Genomic DNA, 17,615 nt, shown 5'->3' with positions numbered 1-17,615 from the left:
AACGGCCATGCTGCATGGTGCGATGGTCACTTAACAAAGGAGAACTGAAAATGGCAATTTATCTGATTGAACGCGACCTGCCGGGCGCCAGCATGCTGTCATCCGCCGAATTGCGCGAAATCTCCGCCAAATCCAACGAAGTCGTCGCCGGTCTCGGCGTGCCCTATCGCTGGATCACCAGCTATGTGGCCGGTGACAAGATCTACTGCGTTCATGAGACCACCAGCCCCGACACCGTGCGCCGCCACGGCGAGTTGGGCGGCTTTCCGTTCAGCAGCATCACGGAGGTGGCCTCCGTCATCAGTCCCGCAACCGGACAGGGCTGAGGAACGAGCAATCGCCAAGCGAACGGCCCATGAATCACGCCATGGGCCGTTCTGCATTCGGAGCTTCGATGAACGGATCAGACGCCGCGTTCGTTCATCAGCATGGCGCCGATTTCGGCCTCGGCCACCTTCTTGCCGTCGACCATGGCCTCGGCCCAATACTTCCAAACCGGCGGGCGCTTGTTCGACAGCTTTACATGGAAGTGCACGGTGTCGCCCGGCACCACGGGCTTGCGGAAGCGGGCCTTGTCGATCGACATGAAGAACACCAGCTTGCCGGCGTGCTCGTCGCCGAGGCTATTGAGCACAAGGGCACCGGCGGTCTGGGCCATGGCTTCGACCAACAGCACGCCCGGCATCACCGGGCGGCCGGGGAAGTGGCCCTGGAAGAACGGCTCGTTGATGGTGACGTTCTTGAGGGCAACGCCGCTCTCCTCGCCGTTGATGTCATACATGCGGTCGATGAGCAGGAACGGATAACGATGCGGAAGCAGCTTCATGATCCGCGCGATGTCTGCGGTCTTCAGTTCCGGCGCTGCCGTGGCTTCGGTCATTGTTCAAATGCCTCCCAAAATAATGGCGGACGGCCACGAGGGCCGTCCGCCTGTTTCTTAAGCCTGTGTCCGGCGTCCGTCTAGAAGGCGGTGCCGACCGAGAAGCGGAACCATTCGGTCTTGTCGTAGCTGGCCTTCAGCAGCGGATAGGCTGCCTCGAAGCGGAGCGGGCCGAAGGGCGAAGACCAGACCACGCCTGCGCCAACCGACATGCGGAAGGCAGCCGTGTCGTAGCTGGTGCAATTCTGCGCGTTTTCACCGAGCGGCGGGGTGTTCTGTCCATAGGAACAGTTACCCGTGCCGGCCAGCACCGTGTCGACGCCCGAGTCGAACACCGTACCGAAATCGCTGAACACTTCACCGGTGATGCCCCACTGCTCCGGCAGACCGATCGGGAAGGTCAACTCCACCGTGCCGATGGCATAGGTCTTGCCGCCGACGGCATCGGTGTCGCCGTCGTTGCCGCGCTGGCGCGGGCCGACGCCTGCGGTAGCAAAGCCACGGAAGGAGTCAGCACCCCTGAAGAAGCGGTCCTGCAACGGAACGTCGCTGCCATCCAGCGAGAATTCCTGCCCGGCGTTGCCTTCGAGCTTGAGCACCACGGCGTCCTCATAGACCGGCATGAAGTACCAGGCGTGGGCTTCGACCCTGGCGTAGTGCACGTCGCCACCCAGACCTGCAATCTGACCCTCAAGCTGGCCGCGGAAACCATTGGTCGGACGGATCGGGTTGTCGAGGTTGTCCCAGGTATAGGAGGCGTTGACGAAGGACTTGAGCGTCGAACCCTCGGTCTCGATGACGGCGGGTGAAGCACTGTTCTTGTCGATGTTGTTCACATTCATCCAGGTGAGGCCATACTTGAACATAAGGCCGCTGTACTCGTCGAGGCGGAAGCCCGCGCGCAGGGCGAAGCCGGCGGCCTCGCTGCTGTAGTTCGACTGTTCCTGGTTGTTGGTGAGCGTGCCGAACACGTCAAATCCGGCAGAGATAGGCATGCCCATGAAATAGGGGTTGGTGAAGCTGAAGTTGACGTTCTGGCGATACCAGCTCGCCGAGGTGTCAACAGCCACGTTGTAGCCCTTGCCGAGGAAGTTGCGCTCCTGCAGCGAGACCGAGCCAACGATCACTTCCGAGGTGGAGTAACCGATCGAGAAATTGATCGAGCCTGTCGACTTTTCCTGCACCTGCACGACAAGGACGACGCGATCGGGGGCAGACCCCTCCTGTTCGAGGAAGTCAATCTTCTCGAAGAAGTCGAGCGCGGTCAGCCTGCGGCGGGCACGTTCGATCACCACGCGGTTGAAGGCGTCGCCCTCATAGAGATTGAGTTCGCGGCGGATGACCTCATCCTCGGTGCGGAAGTTGCCGACGATGTCGATGCGCTCGATGTAGGTGCGCGGACCCTCGACGATGTTGTAGGTGATGTTGAGCGTCTTGTTGTCTGCATCGCGCACCACATCGGGGTTGACGCGCGCGAAGACGAAGCCCTGGCGGGCGGCCTCGAGCGTCAGCCGCTCGACAGACTTGTCGACCTTGGTGGCGTCGTAGTAGTCGCCGACACCCGTCCTGACCTGGGGAATGAGGTCCGCGGAGTCGAGTTGCGCGGCGCCGACATTGACCGCCACGTCGGCGATCTTGTAGCGCGGGCCTTCGTCGAGCGTATAGGTGACGATGAAGCCGTCGCCCTTCTCGTTCATCACGGCATCGGCGGAGATGACCTGAATGTCGGCGAAGCCGTTGCGCAGGTAATAGCGGCGCAGCAGCTCCTTGTCGTATTCGAGCCGGTCGGCATCGTAGTTGTCATTGCGGTTGAAGAACCGCCACCACGAGTATTGCTGGGTGCCGATGACGCTCTTGAGCTGCCCGGCGCTGAAGGCGTTGTTGCCGACGAAATTGATCTGCTTGACCTTGGTCTCGCCGCCTTCGTTGATCTCGAAGACGAGATCGATGCGGTTCTCCGGCAGGCGGATGATCTTGGGCGACACCTGCACCGAGTAATAGCCGGCGCGGCGATAGACGGCGATGATGCGGTTGACGTCGCTCAGGACCTTGGCGCGCGTGAACATCATGCGCTCCCTCAGCTCGGTCTCCTTGGCGAGGTCAGTATCCTTGACGTTGGTGTTGCCTTCGAAGTTCACCTGATTGATCATCGGGTTCTCTTCGACCTTCACCACGAGCGTGCTGCCACGCTGGATGATCTGGACGTCAGAGAAGAGGCCGGTCTGGAACAGCGCCTTCACCGAGGCGTCGATCTTTTCGGGCGTGGCGTTCTGGCCGGGCGACACCTGGACGTAGGTGACGATGGACTCGTTCTCGATACGCTGGTTACCCTCGACGATGATCGAGGACACGGTGGCGGCGTAGGCGGATGTGACGGCGAGACACGGCGCGGCAACCGGCGCGAGAACACTCAGAACAAGGGCCAAAAAAGCAACAAAAACAAACTTATAACGCATCAATTGGCCATTTCTACTCGCTAGCCGCCCCGTCAGAATCTGTGTCGCCGGGAAGGGTTTTACCTGCCCTGCGTCACATTGCAATTGAAACTTCCCCACGAACTCACCCACCAAACAACACTGTTGCCACCCGAACGAGGTCGTTCCAGGTGCCGACCAACATCAGCATGACCACCAGCGAAAACCCGATTCGGAATCCCCACTCCTGGGCGCCTTCGCCGAGCGGCCTGCCACGCACCGCCTCGATGGCGTAGTAAACCAAGTGTCCACCATCGAGCATAGGGATTGGAAAAAGGTTAAGGAGACCGATACTCACTGACAAAAAGGCAATCACCGCAACGAATTGCGAGAAACCCATGGAGGCGGCATCGCCGGCGGCCTTGGCCATGGCGATCGGGCCGCCCAGCTGGTCGGCGCTCTCGCGGCCGGTGACCATCTTGCCCAAATAGCGGAAGGTCGAGGAGACGATGAACCATGTGCGGTCGACGCCGGCTTCCAGCGCCTGCACCGGGCCCATGCGCTCATAACGGACGGGACCCATCGGGTCGCGCTTCACGCCGAGGAGGCCCAGCCTGATCTTGCCGCCGAAATTGTCCGGCTCCTCGCGGAGCTCCGGAGTAACGGTAAGGTTGATCTTCTCGCCGTTCCGGTCAATGACGAGCGCCAGCGGTTCGCCGGCGCGGGTCATCACCGCTTGCTGGAGGCCGGCGAAATCACTGATCTCGGCTCCGTCGACTGAGACGACCAGGTCACCCTTGCGAATGCCGGCGACCTCGGCGGCACTGCCGGCCACGACCTCGTCGACGCGGGGCTCGATCATGGGGCGGCCGACGATCATGAAGGCGCCGGCAAAGATGGCGATGGCCAGGATGAAATTGGCAATGGGGCCAGCGGCAACCACCGCAGCGCGCTGCCACAGCGGCTTGCCGTGGAAATTGCCCTGGTCATTCTTGGCCCGGGCCAAGGCCTCGGCATCGGGCATGCTGGCGGCGTTGGCATCGCCGCGGAAGCGGACATAGCCGCCCAGCGGCAGCCACGCCACCTTCCAGCGCGTGCCGTGCTTGTCATTCCAGCCGAAGATTTCGCGTCCGAAGCCGATGGAAAAGGCCTCGATATCAACGCCGCACCAGCGCGCCACGAGGAAATGGCCGAGCTCGTGAATGAACACGATGACGGTCAACGCCACCAAAAAAGGCAGCGCATAGAACACACCCGTGCTCAGCGGCAGGTGCAAGGCGTCAGTTAGGTTCATTCCACACTTCCCCGGCCCGCCAAGGGGCCGTTTTTATCAACGGTCACGCCTTCACGTCCCTGCCGTCTAAACGACGTGAAAATTGAGGCCAGATTTCGGCCAAAGCTGGTCACCAGATGAGGATTCCGGCCCCGGCATGCTCGATCCCGGCGCGGAACGCGCCGATCAGGGCGGCGGCGGTGGCCACCGCGACCAGGCCATCCACCCGGTCGATGATGCCGCCATGACCCGGAATCAGGCGGCCGGAGTCCTTGACGCCGTAGTGGCGCTTCATGGCCGACTTGAACAGGTCACCCCCCTGCTCCACCACCGCCAGCAGGGCCGCGACAAGAAGCAGCATCCACAGCGACGGCACGCCGAGCGCCATCCCGACGCCAAGGGCGGCGATGGCACTGCCCGCCATGGCACCGCCCATGCCGGCCCAGGTCTTCTTCGGCGAGATGCGGGGCGCCAGTTTCGGCCCGCCGATGATGCGACCAGCGAAATAGGCCAGCGTATCAGCCGCCCAGACCATCAGCATCACCAGCACGATGGAAGCAATGCCGTAGGCCGGATCGTCGCGCAGCACGATGAGTGCGATGGGCGGCAGCGAAACATAGGGTACGCCCAGAAAGCGCCAGGCCGGGCCACCGGGCGCCTCACGCAGCGCCGCTGCGGCAGACAGGACCGTCAGCACACCGATGGTCACAAGGCCGCCGGCGAGCCCGATATCGAGTGGCAGAAGCGCGCCACACATGGCGCCTGCGGCATGCAGCGCGAACTGCAGGGGATTGTCCTTGTGGACGATGTTCACCCATTCCTGCGCCATCAGGATGCCGATCAGCGCCACGAAGAGGTGAAACCAGATACCACCCATCCAGACATCGGCAAGAACAGCGGGGATGAGCACGGCAGCAGATGCCGCCCTGATGCCCAGATCACCCCATTTTGCGCTGGAAGCTGGCTCTCCGCTCATCAGGCGGTCTGCGCCTTGAGGCCGCCGAACCGCCGGTCACGCGCGCGGAAGATGTCGATGGCGCGGGCGAGTGCTGCGGCATCGAACTCCGGCCAGAACTCGGGCAGGAACACGAACTCGGTATAGGCGCATTGCCAGAGGAGATAGTTGGAGATGCGTTGCTCGCCGCCAGTGCGGATCAGCAGATCTGGCTCCGGCAGGCCCGCCGTATCCAGATGGTTGCCGATGACGGCGGGGGTGATGTCCTCCGGTGCGATCCTGCCTTCGGCCACCTTCCGGGCCAGCACCTGCACGGCGCGGGTGATTTCCTGGCGGCTGCCGTAGTTGAAGGCGATGACCAGCCTGAGTGCGGTGTTCTCACGCGTCAGTGCTTCCGCTTCCTCGAACATCTTGCGCAAGGAGGGCTCCAGCCCGTCGCGGTCACCGATGATCATGATGCGCACGTTGGACTTGTGGAGATCGGCCACATCGGTGCGGATAAAGCGCCGCAGCAGTTCGAGCAGAAAACGCACCTCGGCCTGCGGCCTGGCCCAGTTCTCGGTGCTGAATGAATAGAGCGTGAGGACCGAAATGCCCATGTCGGCGGCGGCGCGCACCGTGCGGCGCAACGCCTCGACACCCTGGCGGTGGCCAGCCGAGCGCGGCAGCCCGCGCTGCGTGGCCCAGCGACCGTTGCCATCCATGATGATGGCAACGTGGCTGGGTGGGCAATCGGGTGCTGCGCTCACTGACATGAAGGCAACAGGTCCTCAAACCTGCATGATCTCTTGTTCTTTGTGCTTCAGAACCTGCTCGATGTCCTTGATGGTGTCATCGGTCATCTTCTGAACGTCGTCGGCCTTCTTCTTCTGCTCGTCCTCGCTCATGAGGTGAGCCTTCTCGAGCTGCTTCAGCAGGTCCATGCCGTCGCGGCGCACGTTGCGCACGGCGATGCGGGCCTTCTCGGCATATTGGTGGGCGACCTTGACGAGTTCCTTGCGGCGGTCCTGCGTCAGGTCCGGCATGCGCAGGCGGATGACCTGGCCCTCGGTCTGCGGGTTGAGGCCGAGGTTGGAGGCGCGGATGGCCTTTTCAACCGCAATGACGAGGCCACGGTCCCACACGCTGATCTGCAGCAGGCGGGGCTCGGGAACCGACACGGAAGCAACCTGGGCCAGCGGCATGTTGGCGCCATAGGCATCGACCTGGATCGGGTCGAGCAGGCTCGAGGAGGCGCGGCCGGTGCGCAGGCCGCCGAAATCATGCTTCAGCGCGTCAATCGCGCCCGTCATGCGGCGCTTGATGTCCTGCGCGTCGAAATTCTGGGGCTGGGCCATAAAATCAATCCTTCGTCACGGTGGTAAACAGCCCGCCGCCATTGACCACTTCAAGGATGGCTCCGGGCTTTCTGATGGAGAAGACAACTACCGGAATCCCATTGTCCCGCGCAAGGGCAATGGCGGCCGGGTCCATGATGCGGAGATCCTTCGACAGCATCTCACCGAAGGTGATCCTGTCGTAGCGGCGGGCGTTGGGATCGGTCTTGGGATCGGCCGAATAGACGCCGTCGACGGATGTGCCCTTGAACAGCGCGTCGCAGCTGAGCTCCGCCGCCCGGAGGGCTGCCCCCGTATCGGTCGTGAAAAAGGGCAGGCCGGTGCCCGCGGCGCAGATGATGATGCGGCCCGCCTCGAGGTGGTGGATGCCCTTGGCGCGGGAATAGGTCTCGCAGACGGTGGGCATGGCGATGGCCGAAAGCACCCGGGCATCCATGCCCTTGTGGGTGAGAACCCCCTGCATGGCCAGCGCATTCATGACGGTGGCCATGATGCCCATGTGGTCGGCCGAGACCCGGTCCATGCCCTTGGCCGCGCCGGCAAGGCCGCGGAAGATGTTGCCCCCGCCGATCACAAGCGCCAGTTGCACGCCGGTGGCGGCAACCCCCAGCACCTCGTCGGCGAGGCGGCTCACCGTATCAAGGTCGATGCCATAGGGCTGGTTGCCCATCAGGACCTCGCCCGAGAGCTTGAGGAGGATGCGCTTGTATTTGGGGGAGGACATGCTGCTGCGGCCCGCTTTTGTGGAACCCCAGTCTAGAAGACCGGGACCGATTCGTCACAAGGCAGCAGCCCTCCTCCCCAGCCTGATCAGGACGCCGGAGCCAGGAACTTGAAGGGCTCTGCGGGCTTGAACTCCTTGGAGACTTCACCCGCGAGGATCGGCTTTGCCTGCAGGTCCAGCTTCAGCGATGGCGCGCCGGGCTTCAGGTCGAGCTTGCCGAGATCGACCCAGAACACCGCAGGGGTGTGGACGCTTTCGAAGAAATAGCGCCCGGCATCGAGATCTGCCGCAGTACGCCAGCGAGTGGACGCGATGTTGGGGGCCTTCGGGTCCTGGATGCCCAGCGGCACGGAGATGGCGCGGATCAGCGACATGACTTCCGCGACCGCGGCATCCTCCGCCTGGCCCGGAGGAACGGCATTGAGCATCCAGCTCATGCGCGCGAAGCGGTCTGCGGCGCGGCTGGTTCCCGGCAGGAAGTTGGCCCCGCCGACGCTGTCCCAGTAGGTGGAGATCGCCAGCTGCTGGTCGAAGGGCGGCGAATTGGTCATCACGTTGTATTGCTTGCCGTGATGGATGGTGAGCTTGCCGCCGATGTATTCGAAGATCGCCGAGTCACCCGTCTTGTCGGCGAGCGCCAGATGGCCCGTCGCGGCATGGCCATCGGGCAGCACCGGTGCCACCAGGGCGAAGGGTTCCTGCGAAAGCGCATCGACGGCTTCGGCGACGGTTGAATAATTGTCGAGCACATATTGCAGCCAGGCGCCGACCGAGAGCAGCGGCTTGCCGGCTGTCTTGTAGTCACCATAGTCGCTCTCGGCGAGGTAGAGCACGTTGCCGGCAAGCCCGGCATCGTTGACGCCATCAACCGTCGCGATGTTGTAGAAGCCGGAGATGACCGAGCCGTATTTCGAGGTCCAGCCGATGGAGGCCTCGCCCACGCCGCCATCGCGCTTCAGGCCGGCCGGAAAGGCCCACAGGTCCGTGCCGGTTTCCGTCGCCCAGTCCATGGTGCGGCCGACGAAGTGGCTGCTTCCAGCGCCCTGGTAAACGATGCGGGTGCAGGCATCTGCCGCTGGGACGATGATGGCGGCCGTGGCGAGAGCGAGGATGGCGGTGAGGGTCTTGCGCATGGCGGGCTCCGTTTGGGTTGTGGGAGAAGCTGACGCGCAGTGTGCGTCAATCCCTTGACGACGGTCAATACGGACAATCGTCCTCTCCCGCGGCGCGGGAGAGGAAGGGGACCCAACGCAGTTGGGGAAGGTGAGGGAAAGCGCGCTCCGACGCATATGTGCCCGCGCTTCCCCTCATCTCCCCGTTGCGGGCCGCAACGGGTCCCTTCTTCTCCCGCTGAAGAAGCGGGAGAAGACGTCAGACCGTCAATGCAAAAAAAGGCCCCGTTTCCGGGGCCTTTCGCAATGCGTTGGATGTGGCCGGGCTCAGTTGCCCGACATCTTGGCGACTTCGGCGGCGAAGTCGTCTTCCTTCTTCTCGATGCCTTCACCAAGTTGCATGCGCACGAAGCCGGTGAGCTTCACGTCAGCGCCAGCGGCCTTGCCGGCTTCGGCGATGGCCTGCGTCACGGTCTTCGCACCGTCATGCACATAGGCTTGCTCGAGCAGGCAGTTTTCCTTGGCGAAGGTCTTGAGGCCCGAGGCCACGATCTTCTCCAGCACGTTGGCGGGCTTGCCGGCGTTCTTCTCTTCGAGGATCGCGGACTCACGTGCCAGCACATCAGCCGGAACCTGGTCGAGCGCCAGCGCCACCGGGTTGGTGGCTGCAACGTGCATGGCGAGCATGCGGCCGAATTCGTTGAGCGAGGCCTTGTTGCCGGTCGACTCGAGCGCCACGATGACGCCGATCTTGCCCATGCCGGGAGCGATCTGGTTGTGGACGTAGGAGCCCACGACACCATCCTTGACCGAGAGCGCGGCGGTGCGGCGCACCGTCATGTTCTCGCCGATGGCGGCGACCATCTCGGCCACATACGCGGCCACCGCGTGGGACGAACCGGGGATGTGCATGGTCTTCAGTTTCTCGCTATCGCCATTGGCCTTGAGGGCGAGCTTCGAGATCTCGGCGACCATGGCCTGGAATTTCTCGTTGCGGGCCACGAAGTCGGTTTCCGAGTTCACTTCGACGACGGCACCCGTGGTGCCCTCGACGGCGACGGCCACGAGGCCTTCGGCGGCGACGCGCGTCGATTTCTTGGCGGCCTTGGCGAGACCCTTGGCGCGCAGCCAGTCGATGGCGGCCTCCATGTCGCCATTGGTGGCGGCGAGTGCCGCCTTGCAATCCATCATGCCCACGCCGGTCTTCTCGCGCAGGTCCTTCACCATTCCAGCCGTGATATCGGCCATGATCTACCTCATGTGATTTGAAAGAGCGTGGGGCCCGCCGCGTTCATGCGGCAGGCCCCGTGTCGATTTCGTGACGGTCGAGGGCCCGCTTATTCGGCGGCGGGCAGTTCCTCGGCCATGGGCTCCTCGGCGGCGCCAACGTCGACACCCGAGCCCGACTGGGCGAGCGAGATGCCTTCGATGCAGGCGCGGCTGATGAGGTCGCAGTAGAGGGCGACCGCGCGGCCCGCGTCGTCATTGCCCGGGATCGGGTAGGTGACGCCGGCCGGGTCCGAGTTGGTATCGATAACGGCGATCACCGGGATGCCGAGACGGTTGGCTTCCTTGATGGCGATCTGTTCCTTGTTGGTGTCGATCACGAACAGCAGGTCGGGAACGCCGCCCATGTCCTTGATGCCGCCGAGCGACTTGTCGAGCTTTTCCTTGGTGCGGGTGAGCTCAAGCATTTCGCGCTTGGTGAGGCCCGACTGCTCTTTGCCGAGAACGTCATCGGTGGTGCGCAGAGTCTTGATCGAGTGCGAGATCGTCTTCCAGTTGGTGAGCGTGCCGCCGAGCCAGCGGGAGTTCACGTAATACTGGGCCGAGCGCTTGGCCGCATCCGCGACCAGCTCCGAGGCTGAGCGCTTGGTGCCGACGAACAGCACGCGGCCGCCCTTGGCGACCGTGTCGGCCACGGCGACGAGGGCCGTGTGGAGCAGCGGAACGGTCTGCGACAGGTCGATGATATGGATGCCGTTGCGGCTGCCATAGATGTAGTTGCGCATCTTCGGGTTCCAGCGGTGGGTCTGGTGGCCGAAGTGAACGCCAGCTTCCAGGAGCTGACGCATGGTAAATTCAGGAGTGGCCATGAGCCTATGTGTCCTTTTCCGGTTGATCCGCCGCGGGGAAAGTGACCGGGACATCCCGGCACCGGATGGATCTGGCACTATGTGGAGGCGAACCTCGCGTGCCGGAGCCTGTCTCCGCGTGTGAGTTGGTCGTTAACGGGGCGGGCTATAGCCGCGCTGGCGGGGGAAAGCAAGGCCCCCGGCTCAGAGCTTCCGGGCCATGGTGAGCCCGTCGCAGATCGGCACAAGGCAGATCTCGACCCGGGGGTCCTTTACCAACTTGTCGTTCAGGGCCCTGATGGCCCGGGTATCGTCATCCTGCTTCGCCGGGTTGGCCACGTCGCCGTCCCACAGGGTGTTGTCGACCAGCACGAGGCCCCCGGCCCGCAGAAGTTGTATCGAACCCTCGTAATAGGCGTCATAGCCGGACTTGTCCGCATCGATGAAGGCGAGATCGAACGTCCCCGCCTCGCCCGCCGCGAGGCAGCGCGCGATCACCGCCCTGCCGCCATCGAGGCGGAGATCGATGCGATCGGCCACGCCGGCCTTCGCCCAGTAACGCCGGGCTATGTCGGTGAAGTCCTTCGAAACGTCCGCGCAGGTGATGCGGGTGGCCCCCGCCAGCGCCATGGCGAGGGAGGAATAGCCGGTGAAGGTGCCGAACTCGATCACCCTCCGGGCACCCATCAGCTTGACGAGAAGGCCCATGAAGGCGCCCTGCTCCGGCCCGATCTGCATGGCAGCGTTGCTGCCGAGTTTTGCCGTCTCGGCGCGGAGTTCGGCAAGCAGTGGCGCCTCGCGGCAGGCGTGCGCCGCATAATAGGCCTCGAGCGCTCCGGTAAGGCCGATGGTCTTTCCCATTGAGCGTCCTCCTGCAGGGTCCAGATGCAAACTACGCTGTTGCACGCCAATTCCCAAACTGTGTAAAGCGCAGGAATGGCGCTGCGCGACAACATCCACCTTTCGCTGACTTCGGCCGCCCCCGTGACATGGGAAGTGTCCGACGGTCTCTTGCCCTATCCGGAGGCCATGGCGCGCATGGATGCGCATGTGGACGCAATCGCAAAGGGCACGGAGCCAGAAAGGGTCTGGCTGCTCGAGCACCCGCCGCTCTATACCGCCGGCACGTCCGCGCATGAAGAGGACCTCGTCGAGCGCGAGCGCTTCCCCGTGTTCAAGACAGGGCGCGGCGGACAATATACCTACCACGGCCCCGGCCAGCGCGTGGCCTATGTGATGCTGGACCTCAGGCGCCGCGGCGGCGACGTGCGCGCCTTCGTGGCGGCTCTCGAGCAGTGGGTGATCGACACGCTGGAGCAGTTCAACGTCAAGGGTGAGCGGCGCGAGGACCGGGTGGGCGTGTGGGTGCGGCGCGGCGACAACGAAGACAAGATCGCCGCCATCGGCATCCGGGTGCGCCACTGGGTGACGTTCCACGGCATCTCGATCAACGTCGAACCTGACCTCTCGCATTTCGAAGGCATCGTGCCCTGCGGCATCCGCGAGCATGGGGTGACGAGCCTTGTCGACCTCGGGTTGCCTGTCACCATGGCCGACCTCGACGTGGCACTGAGGAAGACCTTCGCGCCGATCTTCGGGTGAGCCTGACGGCTACTGCATGTTCTGCTGTTGCTCGTTCTGACCCGGCTGCTGGACATCGGGCTGCTGGCCCAGCTCCGGCACGGGTGCCGACTTCATCGGCGGCAGGCCCATTTCCTTGCGGGCCTCGTTGATGAAGGGGCTGCAGGCGCCACGCTCGAAATAGCCATTGAAGGCGACGAAGGGCGTGGCCACACGCTGTTCCGGATGATCGCGGTAGAAGATGTTGATGGCCTGGGCCACCATGGCGCCCTTGAGCTGCAGGCTCACGCCGCAGGCGCGCAGGCCCAGGGCTCGGGCGGCGGTGTATTTGTTGTCGGCGGTCACCACCGTCATGACATCATAGATGCCCATGGCATAGGCCGCCTGGCCATCCGGCCCGAGGCGCTGCCATTCAGCTGCGTTCTTGATGAAATCAGCGCGCGCCGGAACGGTGAGCGACAGGGCGGCAAGGGCGGCAAGGGCGAAACGGCGCATCGGATACTCCATGGGTCGGACGCCTCATACGTCCCAAACCCGGCCCGTGTCCAACTGCAAGTCCAACTCCATGCCTGAATATGTAACTTTGTCTGTTACATAAGATCTTCGACCCCGGCATCACCCCCAGGAGGACTGACACATGAAGCTTTATTACGCCCCCGGCGCCTGCTCGCTCGCCCCGCACATCGTGCTGAACGAGCTCGGCCAGCCCTATGACATCGTGAAGGTCGACCTCGGCGCCAAGAAGACCGAGACCGGAGCCGACTTCAATGCAATCAACAGCAAGGGTTACGTGCCCACCCTCGAGATCGGCGCCAATGAGGTGCTGACCGAAGTGTCCACCATCCTCCAATACCTGGTCGATAAGGCCAAGAACACCGACCTTCTGCCGGCCTTCGGCTCGATGGACCGCTACCGCGCCATGGAACAGCTGAACTTCGTTGCCTCGGAACTGCACAAGGGCATTGGCGGGTTGTTCAACCCGGCCATGCCGGAAGACGGCAAGGCCGCCATCAAGGACCGACTGACCCGCCGCTTCACCTGGCTCGACGCGCAGCTGGCAAAGAAGCCCTACCTGCTGGGCGACACATATTCCGTGGCCGACGCCTATGCCTTCGTGGTGCTGGGCTGGACCAAGCATGTGGGCATCGACCTGTCACCCTATGCGCATATCGTGGCCTACATGGACCGCGTGGGCCAGCGCCCGGCGGTGCAGGCGGCACTGAAGAAGGAAGGGCTGGCGTAAGAAGCCTCTCTCCTTCACCACTCCACGACACACATCATCGCCAAGCTAGGTCCCGGCGATGCTCTTTGTGGCCGCGAATGAGATACCCGGGTCGAACCCGGGCATGATGAAACGGTGAAGGCTGTCCTATACCGTCGGCCACACATCAAAGCCGCGCCAGTCACCTGGCGGGTAGGGTTCACTCTTCACATTGCGCACCAATGACATGCGGGGGCCGCGGTGGCAGGCGACGATCATGCTCTGGGCGTCTTCTTCCTCGCCGCAGAATACCGCCTCGACAGAGCCGTCGCTGCGGTTCCTGACCCAGCCCCTGAGGCCACGCTCCTTGCCTCACGCTCGAGATAGGCACGGAAGCCCACGCCCTGCACCCGGCCCTCAACGATCACGTGAAGGGCCGTGACGCTCATGCAAACTCCATGATCACCGCGTCGACCTGCAGGCTGTCGCCCTTCTTGGCGTTGACGGCCTTGATGGTGACGTCGCGCTCGGCGCGCAGGATGTTTTCCATCTTCATCGCCTCGACGATGGCCAGAGGCTCACCCGCCTTCACCTCCTGGCCCACCACCGCCTGAATGGCGATGACGAGGCCCGGCATCGGGCAGAGAAGCTTCTTCGAAGTATCGGCGGCAACCTTCTCCGGCATGAGCTTTGCAAGCTCCGCCTCGCGCTCGGTATAGACGTGGGCTTCGAGCACAACGCCGCGATAGGACAGCTTGTAGCCGTTGAGGATGCGCTTCACCTGCACGGTGACGTTGCCGTCGCCCAGGTCAGCCGAGAACACCGGTTGGCCGGGCACCCAGCCGCATCTGTCGGCGAGCTTGTCAGTATCCGCAGAGATGGTGACCGGGATGAATTCCTTACCCAGCTTCACGATGCGCGCGGTGGCGAGGTTGACGCCGTGGTTCAGCATTTGCCCGTTGATCAGGCGCTTCCTGCGATTCTCGACGTGATCGAGAACGGTGGCAACCTTGGCCAGTGTCGACTTGATGTCAGGCGTGATCTCATGGCCGGTGAAGCCGCCGGGGAATTCCTCGGCGATGAAGCCGGTGGAGAGTGCACCCGACTGCCAGCGCGGATTTTCCATGATGGCCGAGAGGAAGGGAATGTTATGCTGGATGCCATCGATGTGGAAGGCATCAAGCGCTTCCGCCATCTTCGAGATCGCGGCACTGCGCGTCGGCGCGTGGGTGCAGAGCTTGGCGATCATCGGATCATAGTAGATCGAGATCTCGCCACCTTCGAAGACGCCCGTGTCGTTGCGCACGGTGATGCCGTCAGCCATGTGCTCCGCCGGCGGACGATATTTCACGAGGCGGCCCGTGGACGGCAGGAAGTTGCGATACGGGTCCTCCGCATAGATGCGGCTCTCGACGGCCCAGCCCTTCAGCTTGACGTCCGCCTGCTTGATCTTCAGCTCTTCGCCAGCGGCCACGCGGATCATCTGCTCCACGAGGTCGATGCCGGTGATGAGTTCGGTGACGGGGTGCTCCACCTGCAGGCGGGTGTTCATCTCGAGGAAGAAGAACGACCGGTCCTGGCCTGCCACGAATTCAACCGTACCAGCCGAGTCATAGTTCACGGCCTTGGCCAGTGCCACGGCCTGCTCGCCCATGGCTTTCCGAGTCTTCTCGTCAAGGAGTGGCGACGGCGCCTCCTCAATGACCTTCTGGTTCCGCCGCTGGATCGAGCATTCGCGCTCGCCCAGATAGATCACGTTGCCATGCTTGTCGCCCAGCACCTGGATTTCGATGTGGCGTGGGTTGACGATGAATTTTTCGATGAACACGCGGTCGTCGCCGAAGGATGACTTGGCCTCGGACTTGGCGCGGGTGAAGCCTTCCTTCACTTCCGACTCCGAATAGGCGATGCGCATGCCCTTGCCGCCGCCCCCGGCGGAAGCCTTGATCATGACGGGGTAGCCGATCTCGCCGGCGATCTTCACCGCTTCGTCGGCATCCTCGATGATGCCCATGTAGCCGGGCACGGTGGATACATGGGCTGCGGCGGCGGCCTTCTTGGACTCGATCTTGTCGCCCATCGCGTCGATGGCGCCCGGGTTGGGGCCGATGAAGGTGATGCCGGCAGCGGCCAGCGCCTTGGGGAAGGCGGAGCGTTCAGACAGGAAGCCGTAGCCCGGGTGGACGGCCTCGGCGCCCGTCTTCTGGCAGGCCTCCACGATCTTTTCGATCAGCAGGTAGGACTGGGCGGCGGCGGGAGGGCCGATGTGGACCGTCTCGTCGGCCATTTCCACATGGAGGGCGCGCGCGTCAGCGTCGGAATAGACGGCCACGGTCTTGATGCCCATGCGGCGGGCGGTCTTGATGACGCGGCAGGCGATTTCGCCACGATTGGCGATGAGTATCTTCTTGAACATGGCACCCCGAAATGGCTTTTCAGGACAAGGTTCTAGACCGGACCGGCCACCCCGGCAATCACACCAAAGGCGAGCCCTGCCCCCAAACTTTCCCTGCCTTTTCCCGGTTCCTGCGCTATAGGCGGCAGAATGAGCGATCCAAATGACATCATTTACGGCGTCCATCCCGTCGCCGAGGCACTGAAGAACAAGCGGCGCAAGATCTATTCCCTGAAGGCGTCCAAGAACGCCGCCGACCGGCTGGCGGCCGAAATCGCCGAGCGCGGCATCGTGCCCGAGATCGTCCACCCCCGCGACCTTGACAAGAAGCTGGGGGCCGAAGCCGTGCACCAGGGCCTGCTGATGGAGGCAAAGCCGCTCGACCAGCCGCGCCTCGACCAGATCGAAAAGTCAGGGATCGTGGTACTGCTCGACCAGGTGACCGACCCCCATAATGTGGGCGCCATCCTGCGCACCTGTGCCGCTTTCAACGTGACGGCACTTGTGGCCACTTCGCGCCACAGCCCGGAGGCTTCCGCCGTGCTCTTCAAATCTGCCTCGGGCGCCTTCGAGCATGTGCACTTCGTGAAGGTGACGAACCTTTCACGCGCCATGGCGGAGCTGAAGGATTATGGCTTCCGCATCCTCGGCCTCGACAGCGACGCCCCGGAAGACATCTCGGCCGTGGACCGCGCGCCGCCCGTCGCAATCGTGCTCGGTGCCGAGGGCAAGGGTCTGCGCCAGCTGACGCGTGACAGCTGCGACCACCTCGTCAGGCTGGACATGAACGGCCCGATCCGCAGCCTCAACGTCTCCAACGCCTGCGCGGTCACGCTCTACGCCCTGACGCGTTGAGACCCGGAGTTGCCCATCGCGAACAAGTAAGGCGCCATCGTCGGCTGCGGCGTCTTCGCCACCTTCGGCATCACTGCGGCGGCGGGCTGCTGGCCGCCGCGCCACCAGCTAGCGGACGTAGTAGCCTGCGATGAAGACGAGGTCCTTGTGCAACACGGCCCAGGACTTCTTTTGGCCCAGCTTGCCGGTGCTCGGGTCGGGCCATTCATAGTCGAACCAGCCGCCGGCTTCCGTCGCCTCGGCGCTCATGATGACGCCGAACTTCTTGCCCGTGGGATCGGCGATCGTGTCGAGCAGCACGCCATCAAGCTTTGGGTTCGCGGCATGGGCCAGCACCTTCCCCTCGGGACCGCGCGACTGCACGACAATGTAGATCTCGCCGTCCAGGAAGCCGGAGGCCTTGCCCGCATCGAAGGTGGCGAAGGCGGCCTCGCCCTTCTCGTCGTAAAGCGCGATCGCCTTGTCCACCATCGCCTTGGCCTGCTCCGCGGTATCGGCCATGGCCGGACCACCGCACCAGCCCAGGCCCAAGGCGGAGGCGGCACCAATCGCCAGCACCTGCCTGCGGTTCAACTTCATCATCCTGATCTCCCCCAGAATTGCAGCAACATGCCAGTTGCTTACCACTGCCCGCGCCCGCGCCGCACTCCGTAAATCCCGCGCAGCACGGCCGTATTCCCTGCCGCCATGTTCCCTGTTGCCATGAGGCCCCGAAGCGTTCTAACCACAACACCGTTGCCGGCTTAGCTCAGTTGGTAGAGCACCTGATTTGTAATCAGGGGGTCAGGGGTTCGAGTCCCTTAGCCGGCACCA

Annotated in this window: 17 protein-coding genes, 1 tRNA gene and 2 pseudogenes; 5 read left to right on the top strand and 15 right to left on the bottom strand. The window is 63.5% G+C overall.

Translation table 11 applies throughout. The annotated features are described in order from the left end of the window. Window positions 1-50 precede the first annotated feature (50 nt). A complete protein-coding gene (locus WCJ41_RS07815) occupies window positions 51-326 on the top strand; it encodes a DUF4242 domain-containing protein (RefSeq protein WP_336905285.1) in 276 nt (91 codons plus the stop codon). 77 nt (window positions 327-403) lie between these two features. Here the strand turns inward: WCJ41_RS07815 and fabZ are convergent, their stop codons facing one another. The 11 genes and pseudogenes from fabZ to WCJ41_RS07760 all read right to left on the bottom strand — a co-directional run bounded on the left by fabZ (window position 404) and on the right by WCJ41_RS07760 (window position 11,631). Beyond that, window positions 404-880, bottom strand: coding sequence for a 3-hydroxyacyl-ACP dehydratase FabZ (fabZ, locus tag WCJ41_RS07810; protein ID WP_336905284.1), 477 nt, complete (start codon window positions 878-880; stop codon window positions 404-406). Window positions 881-960: 80 nt separating this feature from the next. Continuing rightward, a complete protein-coding gene (gene bamA, locus WCJ41_RS07805; RefSeq protein WP_336905283.1) occupies window positions 961-3,336 on the bottom strand; it encodes an outer membrane protein assembly factor BamA in 2,376 nt (791 codons plus the stop codon). Window positions 3,337-3,439: 103 nt separating this feature from the next. Continuing rightward, window positions 3,440-4,588: an RIP metalloprotease RseP gene (gene rseP, locus WCJ41_RS07800; RefSeq protein ID WP_336905282.1), complete on the bottom strand. Its 1,149-nt coding sequence runs from the start codon at window positions 4,586-4,588 to the stop codon at window positions 3,440-3,442. 109 nt (window positions 4,589-4,697) lie between these two features. Further along, window positions 4,698-5,543 (bottom strand): phosphatidate cytidylyltransferase, encoded by an 846-nt coding sequence (locus WCJ41_RS07795; RefSeq protein ID WP_336905281.1) that lies wholly within the window; start codon window positions 5,541-5,543, stop codon window positions 4,698-4,700. Then, window positions 5,543-6,277 carry an isoprenyl transferase gene (locus WCJ41_RS07790; protein WP_336905280.1) on the bottom strand — a complete coding sequence of 245 codons (735 nt, stop codon included), beginning with the start codon at window positions 6,275-6,277 and terminating at the stop codon, window positions 5,543-5,545. Before WCJ41_RS07790 ends, WCJ41_RS07795 begins: the two co-directional genes overlap by 1 nt. A gap of 15 nt (window positions 6,278-6,292) precedes the next feature. Then, entirely contained in the window at window positions 6,293-6,859 is a 567-nt protein-coding gene (gene frr / locus WCJ41_RS07785; protein WP_336905279.1) for a ribosome recycling factor, read from the bottom strand. A gap of 4 nt (window positions 6,860-6,863) precedes the next feature. Next, window positions 6,864-7,583, bottom strand: a complete 720-nt coding sequence (gene pyrH / locus WCJ41_RS07780; protein ID WP_336905278.1) for a UMP kinase — start codon at window positions 7,581-7,583, stop codon at window positions 6,864-6,866. 86 nt (window positions 7,584-7,669) lie between these two features. Continuing rightward, a complete protein-coding gene (locus tag WCJ41_RS07775; RefSeq protein WP_336905277.1) occupies window positions 7,670-8,716 on the bottom strand; it encodes a linear amide C-N hydrolase in 1,047 nt (348 codons plus the stop codon). A gap of 306 nt (window positions 8,717-9,022) precedes the next feature. Further along, window positions 9,023-9,943 (bottom strand): translation elongation factor Ts, encoded by a 921-nt coding sequence (tsf, locus tag WCJ41_RS07770; protein WP_336905276.1) that lies wholly within the window; start codon window positions 9,941-9,943, stop codon window positions 9,023-9,025. 98 nt (window positions 9,944-10,041) lie between these two features. After that, window positions 10,042-10,791, bottom strand: a pseudogene (gene rpsB / locus WCJ41_RS07765) (30S ribosomal protein S2); the annotation flags it as partial. A 183-nt stretch (window positions 10,792-10,974) separates the two neighbouring features. After that, a complete protein-coding gene (locus tag WCJ41_RS07760; RefSeq protein ID WP_336905275.1) occupies window positions 10,975-11,631 on the bottom strand; it encodes a class I SAM-dependent methyltransferase in 657 nt (218 codons plus the stop codon). A 75-nt stretch (window positions 11,632-11,706) separates the two neighbouring features. On the opposite strand from WCJ41_RS07760, the gene lipB reads away from it, so the two are divergent. Beyond that, complete coding sequence (gene lipB, locus WCJ41_RS07755) at window positions 11,707-12,372, top strand: lipoyl(octanoyl) transferase LipB (protein ID WP_336905274.1); 666 nt, start codon at window positions 11,707-11,709, stop codon at window positions 12,370-12,372. Window positions 12,373-12,381: 9 nt separating this feature from the next. Here lipB and WCJ41_RS07750 read toward each other — a convergent pair whose 3' ends face one another. Then, window positions 12,382-12,846, bottom strand: coding sequence for a hypothetical protein (locus WCJ41_RS07750; protein WP_336905273.1), 465 nt, complete (start codon window positions 12,844-12,846; stop codon window positions 12,382-12,384). A 142-nt stretch (window positions 12,847-12,988) separates the two neighbouring features. Between WCJ41_RS07750 and gstA the strand changes: the two genes are divergently transcribed. Continuing rightward, window positions 12,989-13,594, top strand: a complete 606-nt coding sequence (gstA, locus tag WCJ41_RS07745) for a glutathione transferase GstA (protein ID WP_336905272.1) — start codon at window positions 12,989-12,991, stop codon at window positions 13,592-13,594. Window positions 13,595-13,720: 126 nt separating this feature from the next. Here the strand turns inward: gstA and WCJ41_RS07740 are convergent. After that, window positions 13,721-14,001 (bottom strand): annotated as a pseudogene (locus tag WCJ41_RS07740) (acylphosphatase). Beyond that, window positions 13,998-15,968 carry an acetyl/propionyl/methylcrotonyl-CoA carboxylase subunit alpha gene (locus WCJ41_RS07735; protein WP_336905271.1) on the bottom strand — a complete coding sequence of 657 codons (1,971 nt, stop codon included), beginning with the start codon at window positions 15,966-15,968 and terminating at the stop codon, window positions 13,998-14,000. Before WCJ41_RS07735 ends, WCJ41_RS07740 begins: the two are co-directional and overlap by 4 nt. A gap of 129 nt (window positions 15,969-16,097) precedes the next feature. Here WCJ41_RS07735 and rlmB point away from each other — a divergent pair, with 129 nt between their 5' ends. Then, window positions 16,098-16,802, top strand: coding sequence for a 23S rRNA (guanosine(2251)-2'-O)-methyltransferase RlmB (rlmB, locus tag WCJ41_RS07730; RefSeq protein WP_336905270.1), 705 nt, complete (start codon window positions 16,098-16,100; stop codon window positions 16,800-16,802). Window positions 16,803-16,910: 108 nt separating this feature from the next. Here rlmB and WCJ41_RS07725 read toward each other — a convergent pair whose 3' ends face one another. Continuing rightward, complete coding sequence (locus WCJ41_RS07725) at window positions 16,911-17,384, bottom strand: cache domain-containing protein (protein ID WP_336905269.1); 474 nt, start codon at window positions 17,382-17,384, stop codon at window positions 16,911-16,913. A gap of 155 nt (window positions 17,385-17,539) precedes the next feature. Between WCJ41_RS07725 and WCJ41_RS07720 the strand changes: the two genes are divergently transcribed. Continuing rightward, window positions 17,540-17,615: transfer RNA gene (locus WCJ41_RS07720), tRNA-Thr, on the top strand.

Source organism: Aestuariivirga sp. (assembly GCF_037139295.1).
Taxonomy (GTDB): Bacteria; Pseudomonadota; Alphaproteobacteria; order Rhizobiales; family Aestuariivirgaceae; genus Aestuariivirga.
Note: the sequence above shows the minus strand (reverse complement) of the source record. Positions and strands in the feature narration are given on the sequence as shown.

Excerpts from the sequence above, each read along its gene's own strand:
- WCJ41_RS07815 (WP_336905285.1), top strand. The coding sequence starts at position 51 with ATGGCAATTTATCTGATTGAACGCGACCTGCCGGGCGCCAGCATGCTG.
- fabZ (WP_336905284.1), bottom strand. The coding sequence starts at position 880 with ATGACCGAAGCCACGGCAGCGCCGGAACTGAAGACCGCAGACATCGCG.
- bamA (WP_336905283.1), bottom strand. The coding sequence starts at position 3,336 with ATGCGTTATAAGTTTGTTTTTGTTGCTTTTTTGGCCCTTGTTCTGAGT.
- rseP (WP_336905282.1), bottom strand. The coding sequence starts at position 4,588 with ATGAACCTAACTGACGCCTTGCACCTGCCGCTGAGCACGGGTGTGTTC.
- WCJ41_RS07795 (WP_336905281.1), bottom strand. The coding sequence starts at position 5,543 with ATGAGCGGAGAGCCAGCTTCCAGCGCAAAATGGGGTGATCTGGGCATC.
- WCJ41_RS07790 (WP_336905280.1), bottom strand. The coding sequence starts at position 6,277 with ATGTCAGTGAGCGCAGCACCCGATTGCCCACCCAGCCACGTTGCCATC.
- frr (WP_336905279.1), bottom strand. The coding sequence starts at position 6,859 with ATGGCCCAGCCCCAGAATTTCGACGCGCAGGACATCAAGCGCCGCATG.
- pyrH (WP_336905278.1), bottom strand. The coding sequence starts at position 7,583 with ATGTCCTCCCCCAAATACAAGCGCATCCTCCTCAAGCTCTCGGGCGAG.
- WCJ41_RS07775 (WP_336905277.1), bottom strand. The coding sequence starts at position 8,716 with ATGCGCAAGACCCTCACCGCCATCCTCGCTCTCGCCACGGCCGCCATC.
- tsf (WP_336905276.1), bottom strand. The coding sequence starts at position 9,943 with ATGGCCGATATCACGGCTGGAATGGTGAAGGACCTGCGCGAGAAGACC.
- WCJ41_RS07760 (WP_336905275.1), bottom strand. The coding sequence starts at position 11,631 with ATGGGAAAGACCATCGGCCTTACCGGAGCGCTCGAGGCCTATTATGCG.
- lipB (WP_336905274.1), top strand. The coding sequence starts at position 11,707 with ATGGCGCTGCGCGACAACATCCACCTTTCGCTGACTTCGGCCGCCCCC.
- WCJ41_RS07750 (WP_336905273.1), bottom strand. The coding sequence starts at position 12,846 with ATGCGCCGTTTCGCCCTTGCCGCCCTTGCCGCCCTGTCGCTCACCGTT.
- gstA (WP_336905272.1), top strand. The coding sequence starts at position 12,989 with ATGAAGCTTTATTACGCCCCCGGCGCCTGCTCGCTCGCCCCGCACATC.
- WCJ41_RS07735 (WP_336905271.1), bottom strand. The coding sequence starts at position 15,968 with ATGTTCAAGAAGATACTCATCGCCAATCGTGGCGAAATCGCCTGCCGC.
- rlmB (WP_336905270.1), top strand. The coding sequence starts at position 16,098 with ATGAGCGATCCAAATGACATCATTTACGGCGTCCATCCCGTCGCCGAG.
- WCJ41_RS07725 (WP_336905269.1), bottom strand. The coding sequence starts at position 17,384 with ATGATGAAGTTGAACCGCAGGCAGGTGCTGGCGATTGGTGCCGCCTCC.